We start from the raw sequence: 17,931 nt of genomic DNA on the forward strand, positions 1-17,931 counted from the left end.
GGCCGCGCCGCCCGCCCGCCCGGCCGCGCCGCCCGCTCAGCGGCTAGCGCCCGCCCGGGGCGGCGCCGGACCAGGCATTCCGCAGCAGCAGAGTCAGGTCGTCGGGGGTGACCGCGCGCGGGTTCGACGCGGGAACGGCCGGCAGGACCAGTGCCACGGCCCGGGCGATGTCCGACTCCTGAAACCCGAAGTCCCGCAGCGCAGTCGGTGCGTGCAGGCTGTCCCGCAGGGCGAGTAACCCTTCGACGGCGGTGCGCGAGCCCAGGGCGGCGGCTATCCGCGCCTCGGCCTCGGTGGCGGCGGGCGCGTTGAGGGCGACCACATGCGGCAGCACGATGGCGTGCGTCTGCGCGTGCGGCAGCCCGAAAGTCCCGCCCAGCACGTGACAGATCGTGTGATGCAGGCCCGAACCGGCGCTGGAGAACGCGCTCGCCGACAGATACGCGCCATAGAGGGCATCCTTCCGGGCGGCCAGGGCTCCGTGGATGCCGCCGCCCCCCAGAACCGGATCGCTCCCCGATGTGTCCGAGCCGGCCGCCTCCGCGGTGTGCGGTCCGACCCCGGGAGCCACGGCGATTCGCGGCAGGGCGTGGGCCAGCATTCGGATTCCCTCAGCGGCGAGCAGCGCGCTGACCGGGTTCGCGCCCGGGGCCCAGAGGGCGTCGACGCCGTGGGCGAGGGCGTTCAGCGCGCTGGACACGCTCAGCTCGCGAGGGAGGGACAGCGTGAGGTCGGCGTCGTAGATCACGGTGCCGGGCAGGACCCTCAGATCGAACCCGGTGGTCTTCACCCCGTTTTCGACCAGCCCCCAGACCGCGGTGGCCTCCGAACCGGAATAGGTGGTGGGCACCGCCACGATCGGCAGTCCGCCGGTCCGCTCGCTGCGCAACGCGAGAATCTTGGCCAACCCGATCGCCGACCCGCCGCCGAGGGCAACGATCACGTCGACGCGAGCCGCCTGGGCCGCCCGATGGGCGCGCTCGGCCGACTCCGCCGGAACGTGCTGCACGACCTCATCGAACACCAGCACCGAACGGATGCCGGCGAGCACCGCCGCGGACCGCTCCATTTCCCGCCGGGTCGCGATCACCATCACGCGCGGGGCGCCGGGAGTGCCGCTGGCGCTCAAGGTGCCCGCCGTAGCGATCACGCTCGCCGTGCCGGTGCCGGTGCCGCCGGCCTGCACGGTGCCGCCGGCCTGCACCGTGGCCGGCTGCTCGCCGAGCACCTTGCCGAGCACCTCGCCGAGCAGCTCGCCGGCCCGCCCGGTGCCGAAGAGCACGCGTTGTCGCTGCGTTCGATACTCGAAATCGAGGCCCGGCCCGACGGGCTGCTCCCTCACGGCACGCCTACGCGCGGGTCTGCATGGGGCGGGCCAGCCAGGCTCGGGCGGCGGCGACATCCGTGGCGGCGATGCCGTGACCTCCGTCGCGCAGCTCGCGGTCGACCTGGGCGCCGCGCCCGATGAGGGTGGCGACGGCCCGGTCGGCGCTCGCGAGCGGGGCCATCAAGTCGGAGCGTCCGTTGAGCATCAGCACCGTCGTGTCGGCGAGGTCCGTGGCGAGCGCACGATCGTCGAGCGGGAACATGCCGGAAAACGCGACGACCCGGTCGAGAACGTCGGGGTGCAGCAGGGCCGTGGCCAGGGCGATGTTGGCCCCGTTGGAGAAGCCCACGGCGATAATGCGGCGCCCATCGAGGTCGTAGTGCTGCCGGGCCCGGGCGATGAAACCGGCCAGTTCGCCGGCCCGCAGCACCACGTCCTCGACATCGAACACGCCCTCGGAGAGGCGGCGGAACCAGCGCAGCATGCCGCCCTCGGTGACGCGACCGCGCGGGGCGAGCACGGTCGCGCCGGGGTCGAGCGCGTCGGCAAGGGTGAGGATCTCCTGCTCATCGCCGCCGGTGCCGTGCAGCATCAACAGCACGGGGGCGGAGACATCCGTGGGGTCTGAGCCGGGCGGGCCCGAGTCGCCGGATGCCGTCGGCGAACCCGCCCGGAAAACGTGCACCCAGTCGAGATCGGTCTGTGGGGAGTCGCGTTGCTCGGTCATCGAGGGTCCTACTTCTCCGCGACGAGGGCCGGGTTGTTCTCGCTCGGCAGGGTGATCGGAACGACGGCGCGCTCGATCTGGTCCCGGCTGGGCTCGAGCCACGGCGGCAGCTTGAGCGAGCGGCCCAGTTCCAGCAGTGGCTCGTCGATGTCGAAGCCGGGGGTGTCCGTCGCGATCTCGAACAAGACGCCGCCGGGCTCGCGAAAATAGATCGACGTGAAGTACTGCCGGTCGAGGATCGCCGTCACGCCGTAGCCGCGCGCGACGAGTTCCTGGCGCCACTGCTCCTGCGTGGTCTTGTCCGGCACCCGGAACGCGATGTGGTGCACGCTGCCGCCGGCGGTCAGGCCGACCTGCCCGTTCGGGTCGGCGAGGATGTCCACGATGTTGCCGGGGGCTCCGTCGCCGGCACCCACCCGGATGCGGTCGGTTGTCTCCTCGATCACGTGCATGCCGAGGTCGCGGGTGAGCACCTCGACGGTGCCGGTCGGGTCGGCGACGGTGAGTACCGAGGAATGCTGGCCGCGCACCGCGTACTCGGCGGGCACAGATGCCGAGTCCCACGGATTGCGCGGATCAACCGTCGACGAGGCCACGAGGTCCAGCTGCAGGCCGTCGGGGTCACGCAGGGAGAGGCGTTCCTCGTCGGCGGAGCGGCGCACGAATTCGGATTCGACGCCGAGTTGCCTGAAGTGGCCGGCCCACCAGCCGAGGCTGCCGGCCGGCACCGAGAAAGCGGTGGACGTGGACTGGCCCGAGCCGGGGCGCCCGCTGGAGATGCCCGTCCAGGGGAAGAAGGTGAGCAGCGAACCCGGGCGGCCCGCGTCATCCCCGTAATAGAGGTGGTAGGTGCCGGGGTCGTCGAAGTTAACCGTTTTCTTTACGAGCCGCAGGCCGAGGCCGGTCACGTAGAAGTCGATGTTGCGCTGCGGTGCACCGGCAATCGCGGTGACGTGGTGCAGTCCGGAGGTGTGCGGAGTCACGGGGTCCCTTTCTGGCGGGAAGCTGGTCGGTGTGCTGTTGGCGTCGAGTCTGGCATGCGCTTTCTGAGCTGCGCAGTCCGGCGTGATGCCGACTTCTATGCAAACACATGTTTCTGTGGATTCATTCCCAGGCACGTGCAGCTCCCGCGCGAGGGCGAATGCGCCGCTCGGGCCGCCTCGGGCCGGGCCGACGGGACTACTCTCCCGGGCCGACATCCCAGGAACGCTCCGGCAAGTCCTCGAGCCAGTTCCCGACCGAATCGTCGTTCGCCAGGGAGATGCTGCTCTCAGCGGGACACGCCAGCCCCGGCGGAACCGAGCACGACGCCTCGGAGATCAAATCCCGGCCGTCGACATCCTTCGGCGGTTGTGCACCCGCGTTCCCAAACATCGAACCCCCTCAGTCGGCTTTTCCGGTGCGGTCGCCGGGGTCCGGGGCAACAGTTTGAAGCTACGCTCGCGGAGGATTCGCCGTCAAGCACTTCGAGAAACGGATGCTGCCGCGATTCTGCCGCCGCCCCGTTCCGCCGTCTCCGCGCTGGCGCTGACCCGCGCCCCGGGAACCCGCCCGGAGGCCAACGGAGACCGCAGCCGGGCCAGGGCCTGCAGCTCGATCTGCCGCACCCGGTCGTAGGACACACCGAAGTGCGCTCCGATCTCCCGCCGGGGCTTCGGGATGTCGCCGCCGAGGCCGTACCGCATGCTCAGGACGCTGGCTTCGCGGTCGGGCAGGAGGGAGAGGTGGCAGGCGAGGCGCTCCAGCAGGAGGGTGCGGCCGGCGGCGTCGCACGGGTCGAGCGCCGCGACATCCGCAATGGTGTCGCCGAAGGGCACGTTCTCGAGGCCGCTGCCGAGGTCGGCCCAGACCGGGGCGTCGATCGACCGCGGCTGGCCGGTGCGGTTCCGCAGCGTCAAAATCTGTTGCGTGGTGAGCCCGCTGGCCTGGCCGAGTTCCGCGATGGTGCCGTCGCGGCCGAACTGCTGCCGCAGCCGGTGCTGCACCTGGTTGAGGGCGGTGAGCGCCTCGACCTGGTAGGCCGGGAGACGGATGGTTCGGGCCTGGTCGGCCAGCGCGCGTTGAATGCTCTGGCGGATCCACCAGGTGGCATAGGTCGAGAACTTGAAACCGCGGGTGTGGTCGAAACGCGGGGCCGCCCGGATCAGGCCGAGATTGCCTTCCTGGATCAGGTCGAGGAGGTCGAGCCCGCGGCCGGTAAAGTGCCGGGCCACGGACACCACCAGCCGGAGATTCGCGCAGATCAGGTGATTCATGGCCCGCCCGCCGTCGGCCGCGAGCCAGCGGAGCTCCTCCCCGAGGTCGGCGGCCCCCACGCCGGAAGCACCCGGCCAAAGCCGTGAGAGTCTCTCCGCTGCGAGCAGCCCGACCTCGATGCGCTGGGCGAGCTCGATCTCATCCGTCTTGGTCAGGAGCGGCACACGGCCGATCTCGTGCAGGTAGGCGCCCACGGAATCGGCGGAGAAGCGGTGACGGGAATGGGAACGGCTCGCGGCGATGGTCATGCCGGTACCGTAGGCGCGGGCCGGGGTCGGGACCTTGGGGCCGACACAGCGTGTGCAGAATCACCGCACGGGTCCGGCTGTGCAGGAACCCCGTGCGCCGACCGACCTCGAACGGGGAGTTTCGCTCGGGGCCCGGATCGACGATGATGAGCGGGCAGAGCCGCATCGAGTGGAGGGACGCGACTATGAGTGATGCAGAGTCAAACGATTCCGGCGAGAACTTTCTGCCCGGCCGTGACGGCGACAGCGGCGGCGGCAGCGGTGACGACAGCGGTGATAGCGGCGGCGACAGCGGTGGCGACAGCGGTGGTGACAGCGGCGACAGTGGCGGCGTCAGCGAGAGCGAGGTCGACGGCTACGAGGTCTACCACCCGCCGGCGGACCGCTTCCTCACCGCCCAGATGTGGTGGATCGCGAGCGAACTGGTGCGGCGGCATCCGCATCTCCGCATCTCCGGGGTGGAGGTCGACGAGGCCGACCGCCTCCTGATCGTGCATGACGAGCAGGACGGCATGAGCGTGCAGTGGGACCTCGAGGGCGGCTGCAAATTCCTGGTCAACGGGGTGGTGCAGAAAATCAGCTGGATCCAGATGCTGGCCACGCTCAACCCGCACACGATCGTCAAGCGCATCGAGGTGGCGACCGGACTCGGCATCCCGAAGACCACACCGGCCACGTCCGCCCGGGCGCTGACCTACCGGGTGATCGCCAGCGCGCTGGCCACCGCGACCAACGACCGGTACGAGTGGTACGCGGTTCCGGCGCCCATGCTGCACGACGAAGATCCGGAAAACCCCGGATGCGAGTTCTTCCGCGACTTTCCCTCCACCGTCCGGGCGCGGGCCGAGTATGTCGCGATGACCCTCGATGAGTTCGAGGCGGGCGGTCGCAGCGTGTACTTCTACCAGCCGTTCTGGGCGCTGCTGCGCGACCTTGAGCCGATCGCGATCTTCGACTCTGCCGGGGTGGTGCACACGACCTCGGGCGCCACGGCACTGATGCCCCTGTATGAGCGGCTCGACCGCAAGCTCGCGCTCGTGACCGCGCGCGTGCTCGCCGACTACTTCCCCTGAATCGGGCGCGGGCACTCGGGCAGGCGAGCCGGCCTCCGCTGCGGAGAGGGCGAGCGAGCCGGTTAGCGGATGCTGCCGAGCTGGGTCAACTTCGCGTGCAGAGTCGAATCGCTGGGCTCCACCACGTGGGTGCCGTCCGGGAACAGGATCACCGGGATCTGGGTGCGGCCGCTGATCGCGTGGGCACGGTCGGCGCCGTCCCCCACGAGCAGGAGGTCGACGTAATCGTAGTCGACGTTCAGCGTATCGAGCAGTTTCTTCGAGCGGCGGCAGTCGCCGCACCACTCCGCCCCGAACACGGTCAGGCGCTGGGCGTCGGAAACAGGGGGAGCGGCGAGGTCGGTCATGAACTCATCCTAGGTCGGCACCCTGAGTGCCCCGCGGGTCGGCGTGCGTGCGCCTCGTTTTGGGGCAGAGGGCCATCGTCGATGCCCTCGAGAACCGGGTTTTTGAGGCAGGCCGACTGCTAGGTTCAGTCTGAGCACGAACAGTTGGGGGACTGAACATGCATTCAGACCAGGATGCCGCACAAGACTCAGGGGGACAACCGGCCATCGACCTGCCACGACCAGCAGCGCCTCACGCAGCGCCGGCGCCAGAACCAGCGCCAGAACCAGCGCCAGAACCAGCGCCAGAACCAGCGCCAGAACCAGCGCCAGAACCAGCGCCAGAATCCTCGATCGACGACCTCCTCGCCGACTGCGAGCGATTGAGCGCGAGCGGGAGCCATCTCGACGGTGTCGGGCAGGCCGAGGCGGTGCTGGCCCGGGCCGGCGCGACGCTGCTGCAGCAGGCGCAGGCCCGTGAACTGCTGGCGCTGCATCGGCTGCGACTGGGCGACTATGAGGCGTCCGTTCAGCAGGGACTGTTGGCGCTGGAGTTCCTGGACGGCACCGGCGATCTGCTGCGGCAGTCCAAGGTGCACTGCACCCTGGTGCTGGCCTACAGCGACACGGGGCTCTACGAACCGGCGCTGCGCCACGTGCTCGCGGCAGTGGAGACGGCCCGCGGCAGTGGCAGCGCCCTGGCCGAATTCTGGGCGCTCAGCCGTTCGTCGATGGTGCACGAGGGCATGGGCGAGTCCGAACGGGCGCTCGAACTGGGGCGGCAGGCGCTGGGCCTCACGCGCACGATCGATGACCCCGAGGCGCGGTTCGTGGGTCTCAACAACCTCGGTGACACCTGCCTGATCCAGGCTCAGAGGCAGAGCGCCCAGGGCATGAACGTGGAGATGGGCCTGAAGCAGGCCCTCCTGCTCGTGCGGGAGGCCGTGGCCGTGGCCCACGCCCAACGGCACAACTTCTACGAGAGCATCGCCCGCACCAACCTGGTCAGCATCCTGATCGAACTCGGCGAGCACGAAGAGGCCCGCGAGCAGGCCGGCCGGGCCCGCCGTCTGGCGAAGGCGCACGGGTTCCGCAGTCTCGAGGAGAACAACGACGCGCAGTTGGCCGAGGTGGCCAGGGCCGAGGGTGACCTCGATGGGGCAACCGCGATGATGAACGCCCAGCTGCTGGTCGCCGCCCTCGACGACGATCCGGCTCTGCACATCAAGCTGCAGCAGGCCTTGTTCGAGATGCACAAGGAGTCCGGCCGGTTCGAGCAGGCGCTCGGGCACTTCGAGAAGCTGCACGCCCTGATCCTGAAACGCACGACCGAGACGGCCGGCATCCAGTCCCAGATGCTGATCAACACCCTGGGGATCGAGCAGGCCCGCCACGAGGCGGAGCGGTCGCAGCTCGATGCGGCACGGCTGCGCATCCGTGCCGACGATCTGGACCACCAGGCGAACACCGACCCGCTGACCCGACTGCCCAATCGCCGGGCGCTCGACCGCCAGCTGCCGCCCCTGATGGGCCGCTCCCGTGACACCCGGCAACCGATCTGCGTGGCCATGATCGACATGGACCACTTCAAGCGGGTCAACGACGAGCACGGGCACGCCACCGGCGACGAGGTGCTGAACGCCATGGCCACCCTGTTGCGCGCCGTCACCCGGGACAGTGATATGGCCGTGCGCGTGGGCGGCGAGGAGTTCTTGCTCGTTTTCGCCGACACCACCCTGGAGTGTGCCGAGCAGGCGTGCGAGCGCCTGCTGGCCTCCGTTCGCGGCTACCACTGGGGTGCCCTGGCGCCCGATCTGGCCTGCACTGTGAGCGTCGGCCTGGCCGAACTCTCCCCGGGCGAGACCGTGGCGGACTGGCTCGCGCGCGCCGACGCGGCCCTCTACCAGGCCAAGGATTCCGGCCGGGACCAGATGGTTACCGCCGTGGTGCTGTCGGCGGCGTAGAACCCGAGGAGCCCCCCCCCCATTCAGAGCGCCGTGCCCGGCCTTGAACCAATTCGACGGAGATTTTGCCGAAAGGGTCGGTTTGAGGCCGAAAACAGGGTTTATGGGCAAAGTCTCCGTCGAATTCGTTAGGGGCGGAGGTGCTGCAGGGCCGTGGGCGGGGAAACGAACGACCCCCCCGATTCACGGCCGGCACTGACCCTCGAATGCGGCGGCGACGGATGCGGCGTTTCGCCCGTAGGCTCGACGTGGGGGTTTGTGCCTCGGGGGGCCCGGAAAACGGGCCAGCCGGAGCCCGACTTCATTGACTGCACGATCGCACGATTGCACGGGGGAAACGCTTGAAACTGACGTCCGCACAACTGGACCGCGCCGCCGGCGTTCTGCTGGGCATGGCCTGTGGCGACGCCCTCGGCGCCGGCTACGAGTTCGGCCCGCCGCTCGCGAGCGACGCCGTGGTTACGATGAGGGGCGGCGGCGGGTTCGATTGGGCTCCCGGAGAGTGGACCGACGACACCTCCATGGCCGTGCCGATCGTCAACGCGATCGCGGCCGGTCAGGACCTCCGCGACGAGGCCGTGCTCGACGAGATCGTGGCTGCCTGGGTCGAGTGGGCCCGCACGGCACCGGACGTGGGCAACCAGCTGCGCGCGGTGCTCTCCCGAACCGAGCCCACGGCATCCGCGGTGCGCGTCGTCGCCCGTGCCCATCACGACCGGCACGGCCGCAGCGGCGGCAACGGTTCGCTCATGCGCACGGCGCCCGTGGCGCTCGCCTACCTCGACGACCCGGTGGCGCTCGCCGGCGTCGCCCGCACGATCAGCACGCTCACCCATTATGAAACGGATGCCGGCGACGCCTGCGTGCTCTGGTGCCTGGCCATTCGGCACGCGGTGCTCGAGGGCACCCTCGACGTTCGGGTCGGCCTTGACGCCCTGCCCGCCGACCGCCGCGCGCTCTGGGAGGCGCGCTTCGTCGTGGCCGAGGCCGGCGTTCCCTCCGACTTCAGCCGGAACGGCTGGGTCGTGGAGGCGCTGCAGGCGGCCTGGTCGGCGATCATTCAGCCACGGAGCGCGCCGGGTGGCGCTTCCGGCGCGGGAACCGTCTCCGCCACCCCCGCCGGGCACCTGCAGGACGCCCTCGAGATCGCCGTGCGCGGCGGCCGCGACACCGACACGGTCGCCGCGATCGCCGGCGGGCTGCTCGGGGCGCGCTATGGCGCATCCGCGGTGCCGGCCGCCTGGCGCCGCATCGTGCACGGCTGGCCGGGCGGATTGCGCGCCGACGAACTGGTGCGCCGCGGTGTGCTGGCCGCCCGCGCGAACGGTGGGCGATCCCGATGGTCGAGCGTGTCGGGGTCCCCGGTGCTGGCCGAGCGCCGAGACCGGGCCAGCACCGACCGGAACGAGCCTGGTGCAGTCAAGCGCCGCGACGTGGCCGTACTCGACCGTCGGTCCCGCAAAGACCGTGCCGCCACCACCTGGCCTACCGCCGATCACCTGCCCTACTCCACCTCCGGCGACATTTCCACCTTCGTGCGGCACCCGCACGACGATGGTGTCTGGCTCGGTGCGATCGGCATCCTGGGTGACCTGCCGGTGGAAATCGACGCCGTCGTGTCGCTCTGCCGGGTCGGCCGCACACAGGTTCCCGGCCGCATCCGTGCGGAGAACAAGGTTGCGGTCTGGCTGATCGACGAGCCAGCAGAGAAGGCCAACCCCAACCTCGACTTCGTGCTCACGGACACCGTCGATGTCATCGCGGCCCTGCGCGCCGAGGGACGCACCGTGCTCGTGCACTGCGTGCAAGCGGTCAGTCGCACGCCCGCGGTTGGTGCGCTCTACGCTGCGAGACACCGGGGGATCCCGATCGAGCAGGCGCTGCGCGAGGTGACGGATGTCCTGCCGCACGCGCATCCGAACACCGCGTTCCTGCAGGCGCTTAAATCCGAGGCGTGAGCGATCGGCCTGCAAAAACAAGCCGGTCTCAGGGCCGATGGCCATCCGGGTCGAGGGGAGACGCGGCATCCGGTTGCACGCCCAGGTCGATGCTCTCCGCGGTCGCATTCGTGAACGGGACCGCGCCCAGCGCCTCCGAGGAGGTGCGCACCGGCCCGACGGTGCGCTGGCGCAACGGGTCACGACGCAGATCCACATAGAGCGACACGCACAGCCCGATGATGATCAGAACGAACGGGGTCGCCGCCAGGATGGTGAACGTCTGCAGGGCACCCAGCCCGCCCACGAACAGCAGAACCGCAGCGACGGCGCCGGTGAGGATCGCCCAGAGGATCACCAGCGGCTTCCAGGGCTCCTTACGACCGCGACTTGACAGCGTCCCGAGCACGAGAGCGCCCGCATCCGCCCCGCTGACGAAGAACACGGCGGTGAGCACCATCACTACGAGAGCCGAGCCGATGAAGAACGGATACTGCTGCAACGCCGCGAAGAAGCCGGCCGCCGCACTGCCGGTGCCGGCGATGTCGACACCGTTCAGCTGCAGGTTCAACCCCATGCCGCCGAAGACGACGAACCACAGGATGCTGACCCCCGTCGGCACCAGAAGCACGCCGAGAATGAACTCACGTATGGTGCGGCCGCGGGAGATCCGGGCGATGAAGGTGCCCACGAACGGGGTCCAGGAGATCCACCACGCCCAGTAGAAGATCGTCCAGCTCGCCAGCCACTCCTCGCCGCCGAACACCGCCGAGTGGAAGCTCATCGGTACGAGATCGGCCAGATAGACGCCGATCGACGACGGCAACAGGTTCAGGATGAAGACAGTCGGGCCGACCACAAAGACGAACACGACGAGTAGGGCCGACAGCACCATGTTGGTGTTACTCAACCACTTGATGCCTTTCGCCACCCCGCTCGCCGCGGAGAACACGACCCCCACGGTCAGCACGCAGATAATGATGATCGGCACGACCGTTCCGGGATCCTCCTCGAATTGCCCGGAACGAAGCAGTGAGACACCGGCCGCGATCTGCAGTGCGCCCAGCCCGAGCGACGTCGCCGAACCGAACTGGGTGCAGATGATCGCCAGGATGTCGATCGGCTTGCCCCAGCCCTTGCCCTCGATCCGTTCCTTGCCGAACAGGGCCTGGAACGGAGCGCTCATCAGGTTGCCGCGGCCCATCCGGTAGGTGGAGTAGGCCAGGGCCAAGCCGACCACCGAATAGATCGCCCACGGATGCAGACCCCAGTGGAAGAAGGTGTACGCCATGGCCGCGTTGGCAGCCTCCGGGCTGTTCGCCGGTGCGTCGACGAACGGCGGCGGCGTCGCCAGGTGGGTGACCGGCTCGTACACGCCGAAGAACATCAGCCCGATCCCCATGCCTGCACTGAACATCATGGAAACCCAGGAGACTGTCGAGAACTCGGTGCTCTGCCCGTCGCGGGAGAGCGGAATGCTGCCGTACCTCCCGAAGGCCAGCACCAACGAGAAGATGACGAAGCCCGACGCCCCGAGAATGAACAACCAGCCGAGGTTGCCGGTTACCCAGCCGAGAACGGATGCTGATACGTCGCCCACGGTCTCGGTGAACAGCACCCCGACCAGACAGATCACCACGATGATGCCGGCGGAAACGCCGAAAACCGTTTTGTCGATGGTGCCCAGGCCCTCTCGGTGCGGTTCACTGACCGCGTCCCCGAGTTCCGACTCGATGCCATCTGCTGAATCCTTGGACATATCGCTCCTCGGTGATCGAACACCCGTCGATCGGACAGTTCCCGTCACGTCACTGCCGCGGGAGGTGCGAGAAGAAAACTGCTTGCGGCTCGCCTAAACGCTACGCGGATGGCGCGGCGATTACTATAGTGTCCGCTATGGCTGACCTCGGAGAATTCGCACCGGCCCAACCGGCCCTCTACACCGGCAAGGGCGATTCCGGCCGCACCACCTTCGGCCGGCACGGCGACGTGGCCAAGACCGACGTGCGTGTCGCCGCCTACGAAGCCTGCGACGAGGCCAACGCGGCCGTCAGCTTGGCCATGGCTGCCGGTGGCCTGCCCATCGAGGTGACCAGTACGCTCGCTAGCGTGCAGAACGACCTGTTCGATTTGGTGGCCGACCTGTCCGTGCCCCTCGACGACCCCGAGTCGGCGCCGGCACGCATCCGCGAGTCGCACCTTGTCCGGCTCGAGCGTGCCGTCGATCACTTTGCGCAGCAGGCCGCCGACCTGAGCGGCTTCGTGCTCCCCGGCGGAACGGTCGCAGCCGCACTGCTCTACCAGGCGCGTGGCGTCGTGCGCCGTGCCGAGCGAGCGGTGTGGGTTGCCATCGACCTGCACCCGACCTCCGTCGACCCGCTCACCGCGCGGTACCTGAACCGGCTGTCGTCCCTGATGTTCGTGCTGGCCCGGGGAGCCAACGCCGAGCACGGCGACGTGATGTGGGTGCCCGAGGCTTCGGCTCGGGCGATGGCGCAGGAAGAGGTCGGCGACGACCGTCCGGAAACGGGTGCCGGCGGCGCCTGACGGTGCTGCTCTCCGAGATCGGCGACGCGGCCTCCCGCGTAACCTCCGACCTGGCCGCAGGCGAGCCGCAAGCGGCAGCACGATGAGCACGAGTACCAGTACCAGCACCAGCACCAGTACCAGCACCAGCACCAGTACCAGCGCCAGCGCCATGAATCCCCCGGCGGATGCGTCCGCGGTCGACGGTCAGCGGTGGACGCTCAGCGGGTGACGGTCAGGAAAACATCGCCGGACTCGAGTTGGGCGCCGGCCGTGACGGCATCCGCCAGCGTGATGTTCTCCGCCTTCTGTTCGAGGATGATCACGGGCACGATCGGGTTGCGCCCGGTGGCCTCGATGGCCGACACGTCCCAGGTGACGATGATGTCGCCGGCAGAGACGTGGTCGCCCTGCTGTGCGCGCAGGGTGAAGCCCTCGCCGTGCAGTTCGACGGTGTCGATACCCAAATGCACAAGCACGCCCAGACCGTCGGGGGAGACGATCACGTAGGCGTGCGGGAATACCTTGAGCAGCGTGCCGCTGATCGGGGCGATGGCGTCGACCACGCCGCGGGGCGGGTCGATTGCGGCGCCCGGGCCCACGATGGCCTGGGCGAAGGTGGGGTCGGGCACCTCGGCGAGCGCCACAGCGCGGCCGGGCACAGGGGAAAGGACGATGACGGGGGCGACCACGGAGGCGCTCACGGGTGCGGCCGGGCTCATAGCAGGTCCTCGATGTCCTCGGCCAGGTTGTCGGCTTCGGGGCCCACGACGACCTGCACAATGGTGCCGGAACGGAAGACACCGTGCGCTCCGGCGGCCTTGAGCGCCGCCTCGTTCACGGCCGCGGGGTCGGTCACCTCGGTGCGCAGGCGAGTGATGCACGCCTCGATTTCGACGATGTTGGTTTTTCCGCCGAGGGCGGCCAGGATCTGCGCGGCTTTGCTAGTCATCTTCTGTTCCTTCTGTGGTGGGCACTGCGACGGGCTCATCGACTTTGATTCGATCGAAGGCCCGGGCCGCACTCGGTGTTGACAAGTGGGGTGCCCTGCCTTCATGATCTAACTATTGGATCGTACCAGTACGGACCACTCAGTGGAAGTGGTACTACACCACTCGGGCTCGACGCCGACCGAACCGATCAACAAGTGAAAGGCAACGCCATGAGCCAGACCCAGGAGGAGAGTTCAATGCTCGCAGCCGGGCCGGTGTCCAAGCAAACGCAGCTGCGCTCGATCCTGCAGGATCTGGTCGAGGAGACCCTGGCTCCACACGCCGCGATTGCGCCCGAGCGCAAGCTGATGGCGAAATACGGCGTCAGCCGGTCGACCGTGCGGGAGGCCATCCGTCAGCTGGTCGAGGAGGGTCTGCTCTACCGCATCCAGGGCAAAGGCACCTTCGTGGCGGGCGAGCGCGTGCAGAGCGATCTGCACCTGGCCTCCTTCACCGAGGACATGCGCCGCCGCGGCCTTGTTCCGGCAACACTCCTGCTGGCCACCGCGCTGATCGAGGCACCGCTCGATGTGCGGGCGGCACTCGGTCTGGGCGCGGGCGCCCGGGTGCAGGTCGTCGAACGGCTCCGGCTGGCCGGCGGCACCCCGATGGCCCTCGAACGCGGCTACTATCCGGCGGAGCTGCTGCCGAATCTTGGCGAGCAAGACCTCACCCGCTCCCTGTACGCGACGTTCGCGACCGAATACGGCCTGCGCATCGACAACGCCGAGCAGGCGGTCTGGGCGGATGCTGCCGGTCCCCAACTCGCGGAGACGCTGGGCGTCACCGCGGGGGCGCCGCTCATCGTCTTCCGGCGCACCTCGTCGGCGGGGTCAGCCGCCATCGAGTACGTCACGTCCTGGTACCGCGGTGATCGCTACCAGATTCACATGACCCTGAATCTCCGGCACCAGCTCTGATCTCCGGCCCGGCATGAAGCCGGGCCCACACACCACACCCATCACAGGAGGAATTCATGTCCAGCATCACCGAAGACGCCGGGACGCGACGAAAAATACCGGGCCTGGGCCAGGCTCAGCGAGTCGGCCGCAGCCTTATGTTGCCCATCGCGGCGTTGCCTGCCGCCGGGCTGCTTCTCCGCATCGGTCAGCCTGACCTGCTCGGCGCCATTCCGGGCTTCGAAACGGGCGGAGCCGTCATCGCCTCGGCGGGCGGGGCGCTGTTCGGGGCCCTCCCGTTGCTCTTCGCGGTCGGCGTCGCGATCGGCTTCGCGAAGAAGTCCGATGGCTCGACCGCCCTCGCGGCCGTGGTCGGCTATCTCGTCTTCTCCAAGGTCGGTGAGGCGATGTCGCCTCTCGTACTGGGGCTGCCGGCCAAGGGTGACCCCCAGGTTCTCGTCGATTACAGCGTGCTCGGCGGCATCCTGATGGGTATCGTCTCTGCGGTGCTCTGGCAGAAATATCACCGCATCTCCTTGCCCAGCTACCTCGCCTTTTTCGGTGGTCGACGCTTCGTCCCGATCATCACCGCCGTGGTGGCGCTCGCACTCGGTGTTCTGCTCAGCTTCGTCTACCCGGCCTTCGCCGGCGGATTGACTGCCTTCGGCGATGTCGTCACCTCCAACGACATCTGGGGCGGCTTCCTGTACGGCACCACCAACCGGCTGCTCATCCCCGTGGGGCTGCACCACATCCTCAACTCCGTGGTGTGGTTCGTGATCGGCGACTACAACGGCGCCAGCGGCGATATCGCGCGGTTCTTCGCCGGCGACCCCACCGCCGGAACCTTCATGACCGGGTTCTTCCCGATCATGATGTTCGCCCTGCCCGCTGGAGCCCTGGCCATCTGGCATGAGGCGAAGCCGACCCAAAAGAAGATCGTCGGTGGCATCATGCTCTCCGGTGCCCTCACCGCCATGCTCACCGGCGTCACCGAGCCCCTGGAGTTCTCGTTCATGTTCGTGGCGTTCCCCCTCTTCGTCATCCACGCCTTCCTCACCGGAACGTCGATGGCCCTGGTGAACGCACTGGGTATCCGCGACGGTTTCAGCTTCAGCGCGGGTCTGTTCGATTACGTGCTCAACTTCGGCCTCGCCGAGAAGCCGCTTCTGCTCATCCCGATCGGACTGGCGTATGGCGCGATCTACTACTTCCTGTTCCGCTTCGTGATCCGCAAGTGGAATCTGAAGACCCCCGGCCGCGGCGACGACGAGGTGCCCGACGCCAGTGCGCCGGACTCCGCCTCCTCGACGTCGGTCTAGTCCACACAATCCAGAATCTGGAGTACGAAAAATGGCTGAAGTAGTTTTTGTTGACAGTAAGGCCGCGGCGGGAACGCTCGCGGCGGCATCCATTCGCGCACTGATCACCCAGAAGCCCGACGCGGTGCTGGGCCTGGCCACCGGCTCGACCCCGCTCTCGGTCTATGCGGCGCTCGCCGCCTCCCTGGCGGAGAACCCGATGGACGTCTCCCGGGTGCGCGGCTTCGCACTGGACGAATACGTCGGCCTGCCCGCCGACCACCCGGAAAGCTACCGCTCCGTGATCACCCGCGACGCCGTCGTGCCGATCGGCCTCACCCCCGAGAACATCCAGGTGCCGAACGGCGATCTGGCCACGATCGAGACCGCGGGCGTCGACTACGAGGCAGCCATTCGCGCCGCCGGCGGCATCGACGTGCAGATTCTCGGCATCGGCCGCACCGGGCACGTCGGGTTCAACGAGCCGGGGTCGTCGTTCGCGTCGATCACGCGAATCAAGACCCTCGCCGAGAAGACCCGCGTCGACAACGCGCGGTTCTTCGCATCCCCCGACGACGTGCCGATCCATTGCATGACGCAGGGTCTGGGCACCATTCTGCGGGCCCGGCACCTCATTCTGCTGGCCTTCGGCGAGGAGAAAGCGGATGCCATCGCCGCCGCCGTCGAGGGACCAATCACGTCGAGCAAGCCGGGATCCGTCATCCAGCTGCACCCGCATGTGACGGTCATCGTCGACGAGGCCGCCGCCTCCCGGCTCGAGAACCTCGCCTACTACAAGTACGCCTGGGCCAACAAGCACGCCTGGCAGGGGATCTGACGCAGCACTCCCTGACTCGACCCCGACCCCCGTTCCCTGCAACTCGCTGACTCCTGGAGACACCCTCATGACCCCGCCCGCACCCATCCAGGTCGACTCGATGCTCCTCGCTGCCCGGGCCGTGATCGCACCCGATGCGGTGCACACGCCGGGGTGGGTAGACATCCGTGCGGGGCTGATTGTGGCCTGCGGCGCGGGGGAGCCGCCCCGCCCTCCCGACCAGGTCTTCGAGCAGAGCACCCTGGCGCCCGGCTACGTCGACATCCACACGCACGGCGGCGGCGGCAGCAGCTTCAACGACGCCGACACCGACGCAGCCGTGGCGCGGATCACCGCGACCCACCGGGCCCACGGCACGACCACGATGATGGCCAGTCTCGTCACCGGTCCCCTCGACGAATTCGAGCGCACTGTGGCAGCCCTGGCCGGGCTGGTCGAACGGGGAGTGCTGGCCGGCATTCACCTGGAGGGCCCGTGGCTGAGTCCGGCTCACCGCGGGGCCCACGACGAGAGCTTGTTGCGCGAGCCTGATACTGAGACCGTCGACCGGTTGATGCGGGCGGGACGAGGCACCGTGCGCATGGTCACCATCGCGCCTGAACTTGAGGGCGGGCTAGCGGCCGTGACGCAGATCGCGGGCCACGGGGCCGTGGCCGCGATCGGGCACACCGACGCGAACTACGACCTGACGCGGCAGGCGATCGCGGCGGGGGCCACGGCCGGCACGCACGTATTCAACGCGATGCGGCAGATCCACCAGCGTGAGCCCGGCCCGGCTCTCGCCCTGCTTGAAGACCCGAACGTCTTCGCCGAGCTCATCGCCGACGGCGTGCACCTGCACCCGGCCGTCGTGCGGTTCATCATCGAAAGCCCGTCGCGGCCCGTCTTCGTCACGGATGCCATGGCCGCCGCCGGCGCGGACGACGGCGCCTACAAGCTCGGCGGCCTCGACGTGAGCGTCGCTGACGGCGTGGCGCGCCTGGCCGACGGCACGATCGCCGGCAGCGTGCTCACCCTGAGCGAAGCCGTGCGCTACGCCGTGCACACCGCCGGAGTGCCGCTGGCCGTCGCGGTGCGGGCGGCCACCCAGAACCCGGCCGACATGATCGGCCTCCCCGACCGCGGTCGGCTCGCCGCCGGCCTCCGCGCCGACCTGATCGTGCTCGACGCGGGCCTATGCGTCACGGCGACGATGCAGGCCGGGGTGTGGTGCGCGGAGTAGAACCCGCTCCCCTCCAAAGCCGCACCCGCTCCCGCCCGCCCTCCCCCGTCCGGGTCCCACCCTCTCCCGTCCTCGTCCGGGTCCCGTTCGCTCCCGTCCGCTCCCGTCCGCTCCCGCTGCCGTTCCTTCGCCAAGCCCCGAACGAATTCGACGGAGATTCTCATGAAAAAGTGCCTGGGAGGCCCATTTTCGGTCGTTTCAGGCAAAATCTCCGTCGAATTGGTTCGCGCAGGCTGAACAGAGGGCTCCTGAGCGGAGGGCTCCTGAACAAAGGTTCACTGAGCGCGGATGTCCC

General features: G+C 68.8%; 18 protein-coding genes. 10 read left to right on the forward strand and 8 right to left on the reverse strand.

The genetic code is table 11. The features are described from left to right. Nucleotides 1-43: 43 nt before the first annotated feature. The 4 genes from E3O28_RS09200 to E3O28_RS09215 all read right to left on the reverse strand — a co-directional run bounded on the left by E3O28_RS09200 (nucleotide 44) and on the right by E3O28_RS09215 (nucleotide 4,558). Nucleotides 44-1,342 (reverse strand): maleylacetate reductase, encoded by a 1,299-nt coding sequence (locus E3O28_RS09200; RefSeq protein WP_241973075.1) that lies wholly within the window; start codon nucleotides 1,340-1,342, stop codon nucleotides 44-46. Between the two features lie 7 nt (nucleotides 1,343-1,349). Next, a complete protein-coding gene (locus E3O28_RS09205; protein WP_134415688.1) occupies nucleotides 1,350-2,054 on the reverse strand; it encodes an alpha/beta hydrolase in 705 nt (234 codons plus the stop codon). A gap of 8 nt (nucleotides 2,055-2,062) precedes the next feature. Then, nucleotides 2,063-3,037, reverse strand: a complete 975-nt coding sequence (locus E3O28_RS09210; protein ID WP_104099468.1) for a ring-cleaving dioxygenase — start codon at nucleotides 3,035-3,037, stop codon at nucleotides 2,063-2,065. Between the two features lie 474 nt (nucleotides 3,038-3,511). Further along, nucleotides 3,512-4,558, reverse strand: a complete 1,047-nt coding sequence (locus tag E3O28_RS09215) for a sigma-70 family RNA polymerase sigma factor (protein WP_134415689.1) — start codon at nucleotides 4,556-4,558, stop codon at nucleotides 3,512-3,514. Between the two features lie 185 nt (nucleotides 4,559-4,743). Here E3O28_RS09215 and E3O28_RS09220 point away from each other — a divergent pair, with 185 nt between their 5' ends. Continuing rightward, nucleotides 4,744-5,631, forward strand: coding sequence for a hypothetical protein (locus E3O28_RS09220; protein ID WP_134415690.1), 888 nt, complete (start codon nucleotides 4,744-4,746; stop codon nucleotides 5,629-5,631). Between the two features lie 62 nt (nucleotides 5,632-5,693). Here the strand turns inward: E3O28_RS09220 and E3O28_RS09225 are convergent, their stop codons facing one another. Beyond that, nucleotides 5,694-5,978 (reverse strand): glutaredoxin family protein, encoded by a 285-nt coding sequence (locus E3O28_RS09225; RefSeq protein WP_134374113.1) that lies wholly within the window; start codon nucleotides 5,976-5,978, stop codon nucleotides 5,694-5,696. 174 nt (nucleotides 5,979-6,152) lie between these two features. On the opposite strand from E3O28_RS09225, the gene E3O28_RS09230 reads away from it, so the two are divergent. The 3 genes from E3O28_RS09230 to E3O28_RS16970 all read left to right on the forward strand — a co-directional run bounded on the left by E3O28_RS09230 (nucleotide 6,153) and on the right by E3O28_RS16970 (nucleotide 9,879). After that, the gene (locus E3O28_RS09230; protein WP_134415691.1) at nucleotides 6,153-6,344 is read left to right on the forward strand and encodes a hypothetical protein; all 192 of its coding nucleotides are present in this window, start codon (nucleotides 6,153-6,155) and stop codon (nucleotides 6,342-6,344) included. Further along, on the forward strand, nucleotides 6,341-7,921 hold the full coding sequence (locus E3O28_RS09235; RefSeq protein WP_134342783.1) for a GGDEF domain-containing protein: 1,581 nt from the start codon (nucleotides 6,341-6,343) through the stop codon (nucleotides 7,919-7,921). Before E3O28_RS09230 ends, E3O28_RS09235 begins: the two co-directional genes overlap by 4 nt. Before the next feature lie 341 nt (nucleotides 7,922-8,262). Then, the gene (locus E3O28_RS16970; RefSeq protein ID WP_241973076.1) at nucleotides 8,263-9,879 is read left to right on the forward strand and encodes an ADP-ribosylglycohydrolase family protein; all 1,617 of its coding nucleotides are present in this window, start codon (nucleotides 8,263-8,265) and stop codon (nucleotides 9,877-9,879) included. Nucleotides 9,880-9,907: 28 nt separating this feature from the next. On the opposite strand, the gene E3O28_RS09245 is transcribed toward E3O28_RS16970, so the two are convergent. Further along, entirely contained in the window at nucleotides 9,908-11,617 is a 1,710-nt protein-coding gene (locus E3O28_RS09245) for a BCCT family transporter (protein WP_134415692.1), read from the reverse strand. A 137-nt stretch (nucleotides 11,618-11,754) separates the two neighbouring features. On the opposite strand from E3O28_RS09245, the gene E3O28_RS09250 reads away from it, so the two are divergent. Together E3O28_RS09250 and E3O28_RS17235 are read left to right on the forward strand one after the other, a co-directional pair. Then, nucleotides 11,755-12,405, forward strand: coding sequence for a cob(I)yrinic acid a,c-diamide adenosyltransferase (locus tag E3O28_RS09250; protein WP_104099476.1), 651 nt, complete (start codon nucleotides 11,755-11,757; stop codon nucleotides 12,403-12,405). 82 nt (nucleotides 12,406-12,487) lie between these two features. Then, entirely contained in the window at nucleotides 12,488-12,616 is a 129-nt protein-coding gene (locus E3O28_RS17235; RefSeq protein ID WP_277870375.1) for a hypothetical protein, read from the forward strand. On the opposite strand, the gene E3O28_RS09260 is transcribed toward E3O28_RS17235, so the two are convergent. Continuing rightward, the gene (locus E3O28_RS09260) at nucleotides 12,606-13,106 is read right to left on the reverse strand and encodes a PTS glucose transporter subunit IIA (RefSeq protein WP_104099477.1); all 501 of its coding nucleotides are present in this window, start codon (nucleotides 13,104-13,106) and stop codon (nucleotides 12,606-12,608) included. The genes E3O28_RS17235 and E3O28_RS09260 overlap by 11 nt on opposite strands. After that, entirely contained in the window at nucleotides 13,103-13,375 is a 273-nt protein-coding gene (locus E3O28_RS09265) for a PTS glucose/sucrose transporter subunit IIB (RefSeq protein ID WP_255408595.1), read from the reverse strand. The genes E3O28_RS09260 and E3O28_RS09265 overlap by 4 nt, the downstream gene beginning before the upstream one ends. A 171-nt stretch (nucleotides 13,376-13,546) precedes the next feature. Here E3O28_RS09265 and E3O28_RS17240 point away from each other — a divergent pair, with 171 nt between their 5' ends. The 4 genes from E3O28_RS17240 (at nucleotide 13,547) to nagA (ending at nucleotide 17,636) form a co-directional block, all read left to right on the forward strand. Continuing rightward, nucleotides 13,547-14,296, forward strand: coding sequence for a GntR family transcriptional regulator (locus tag E3O28_RS17240; protein ID WP_134401103.1), 750 nt, complete (start codon nucleotides 13,547-13,549; stop codon nucleotides 14,294-14,296). 56 nt (nucleotides 14,297-14,352) lie between these two features. Further along, nucleotides 14,353-15,597: a PTS transporter subunit EIIC gene (locus E3O28_RS09275; protein WP_104099479.1), complete on the forward strand. Its 1,245-nt coding sequence runs from the start codon at nucleotides 14,353-14,355 to the stop codon at nucleotides 15,595-15,597. Between the two features lie 31 nt (nucleotides 15,598-15,628). After that, nucleotides 15,629-16,414, forward strand: coding sequence for a glucosamine-6-phosphate deaminase (gene nagB / locus E3O28_RS09280; RefSeq protein ID WP_104099480.1), 786 nt, complete (start codon nucleotides 15,629-15,631; stop codon nucleotides 16,412-16,414). A 67-nt stretch (nucleotides 16,415-16,481) separates the two neighbouring features. Beyond that, entirely contained in the window at nucleotides 16,482-17,636 is a 1,155-nt protein-coding gene (gene nagA / locus E3O28_RS09285; protein WP_241973077.1) for an N-acetylglucosamine-6-phosphate deacetylase, read from the forward strand. Nucleotides 17,637-17,931: the final 295 nt, after the last annotated feature.

The organism is Cryobacterium sp. TMT2-14 (assembly GCF_004402465.1).
Taxonomy (GTDB): domain Bacteria; phylum Actinomycetota; class Actinomycetes; order Actinomycetales; family Microbacteriaceae; genus Cryobacterium; species Cryobacterium sandaracinum.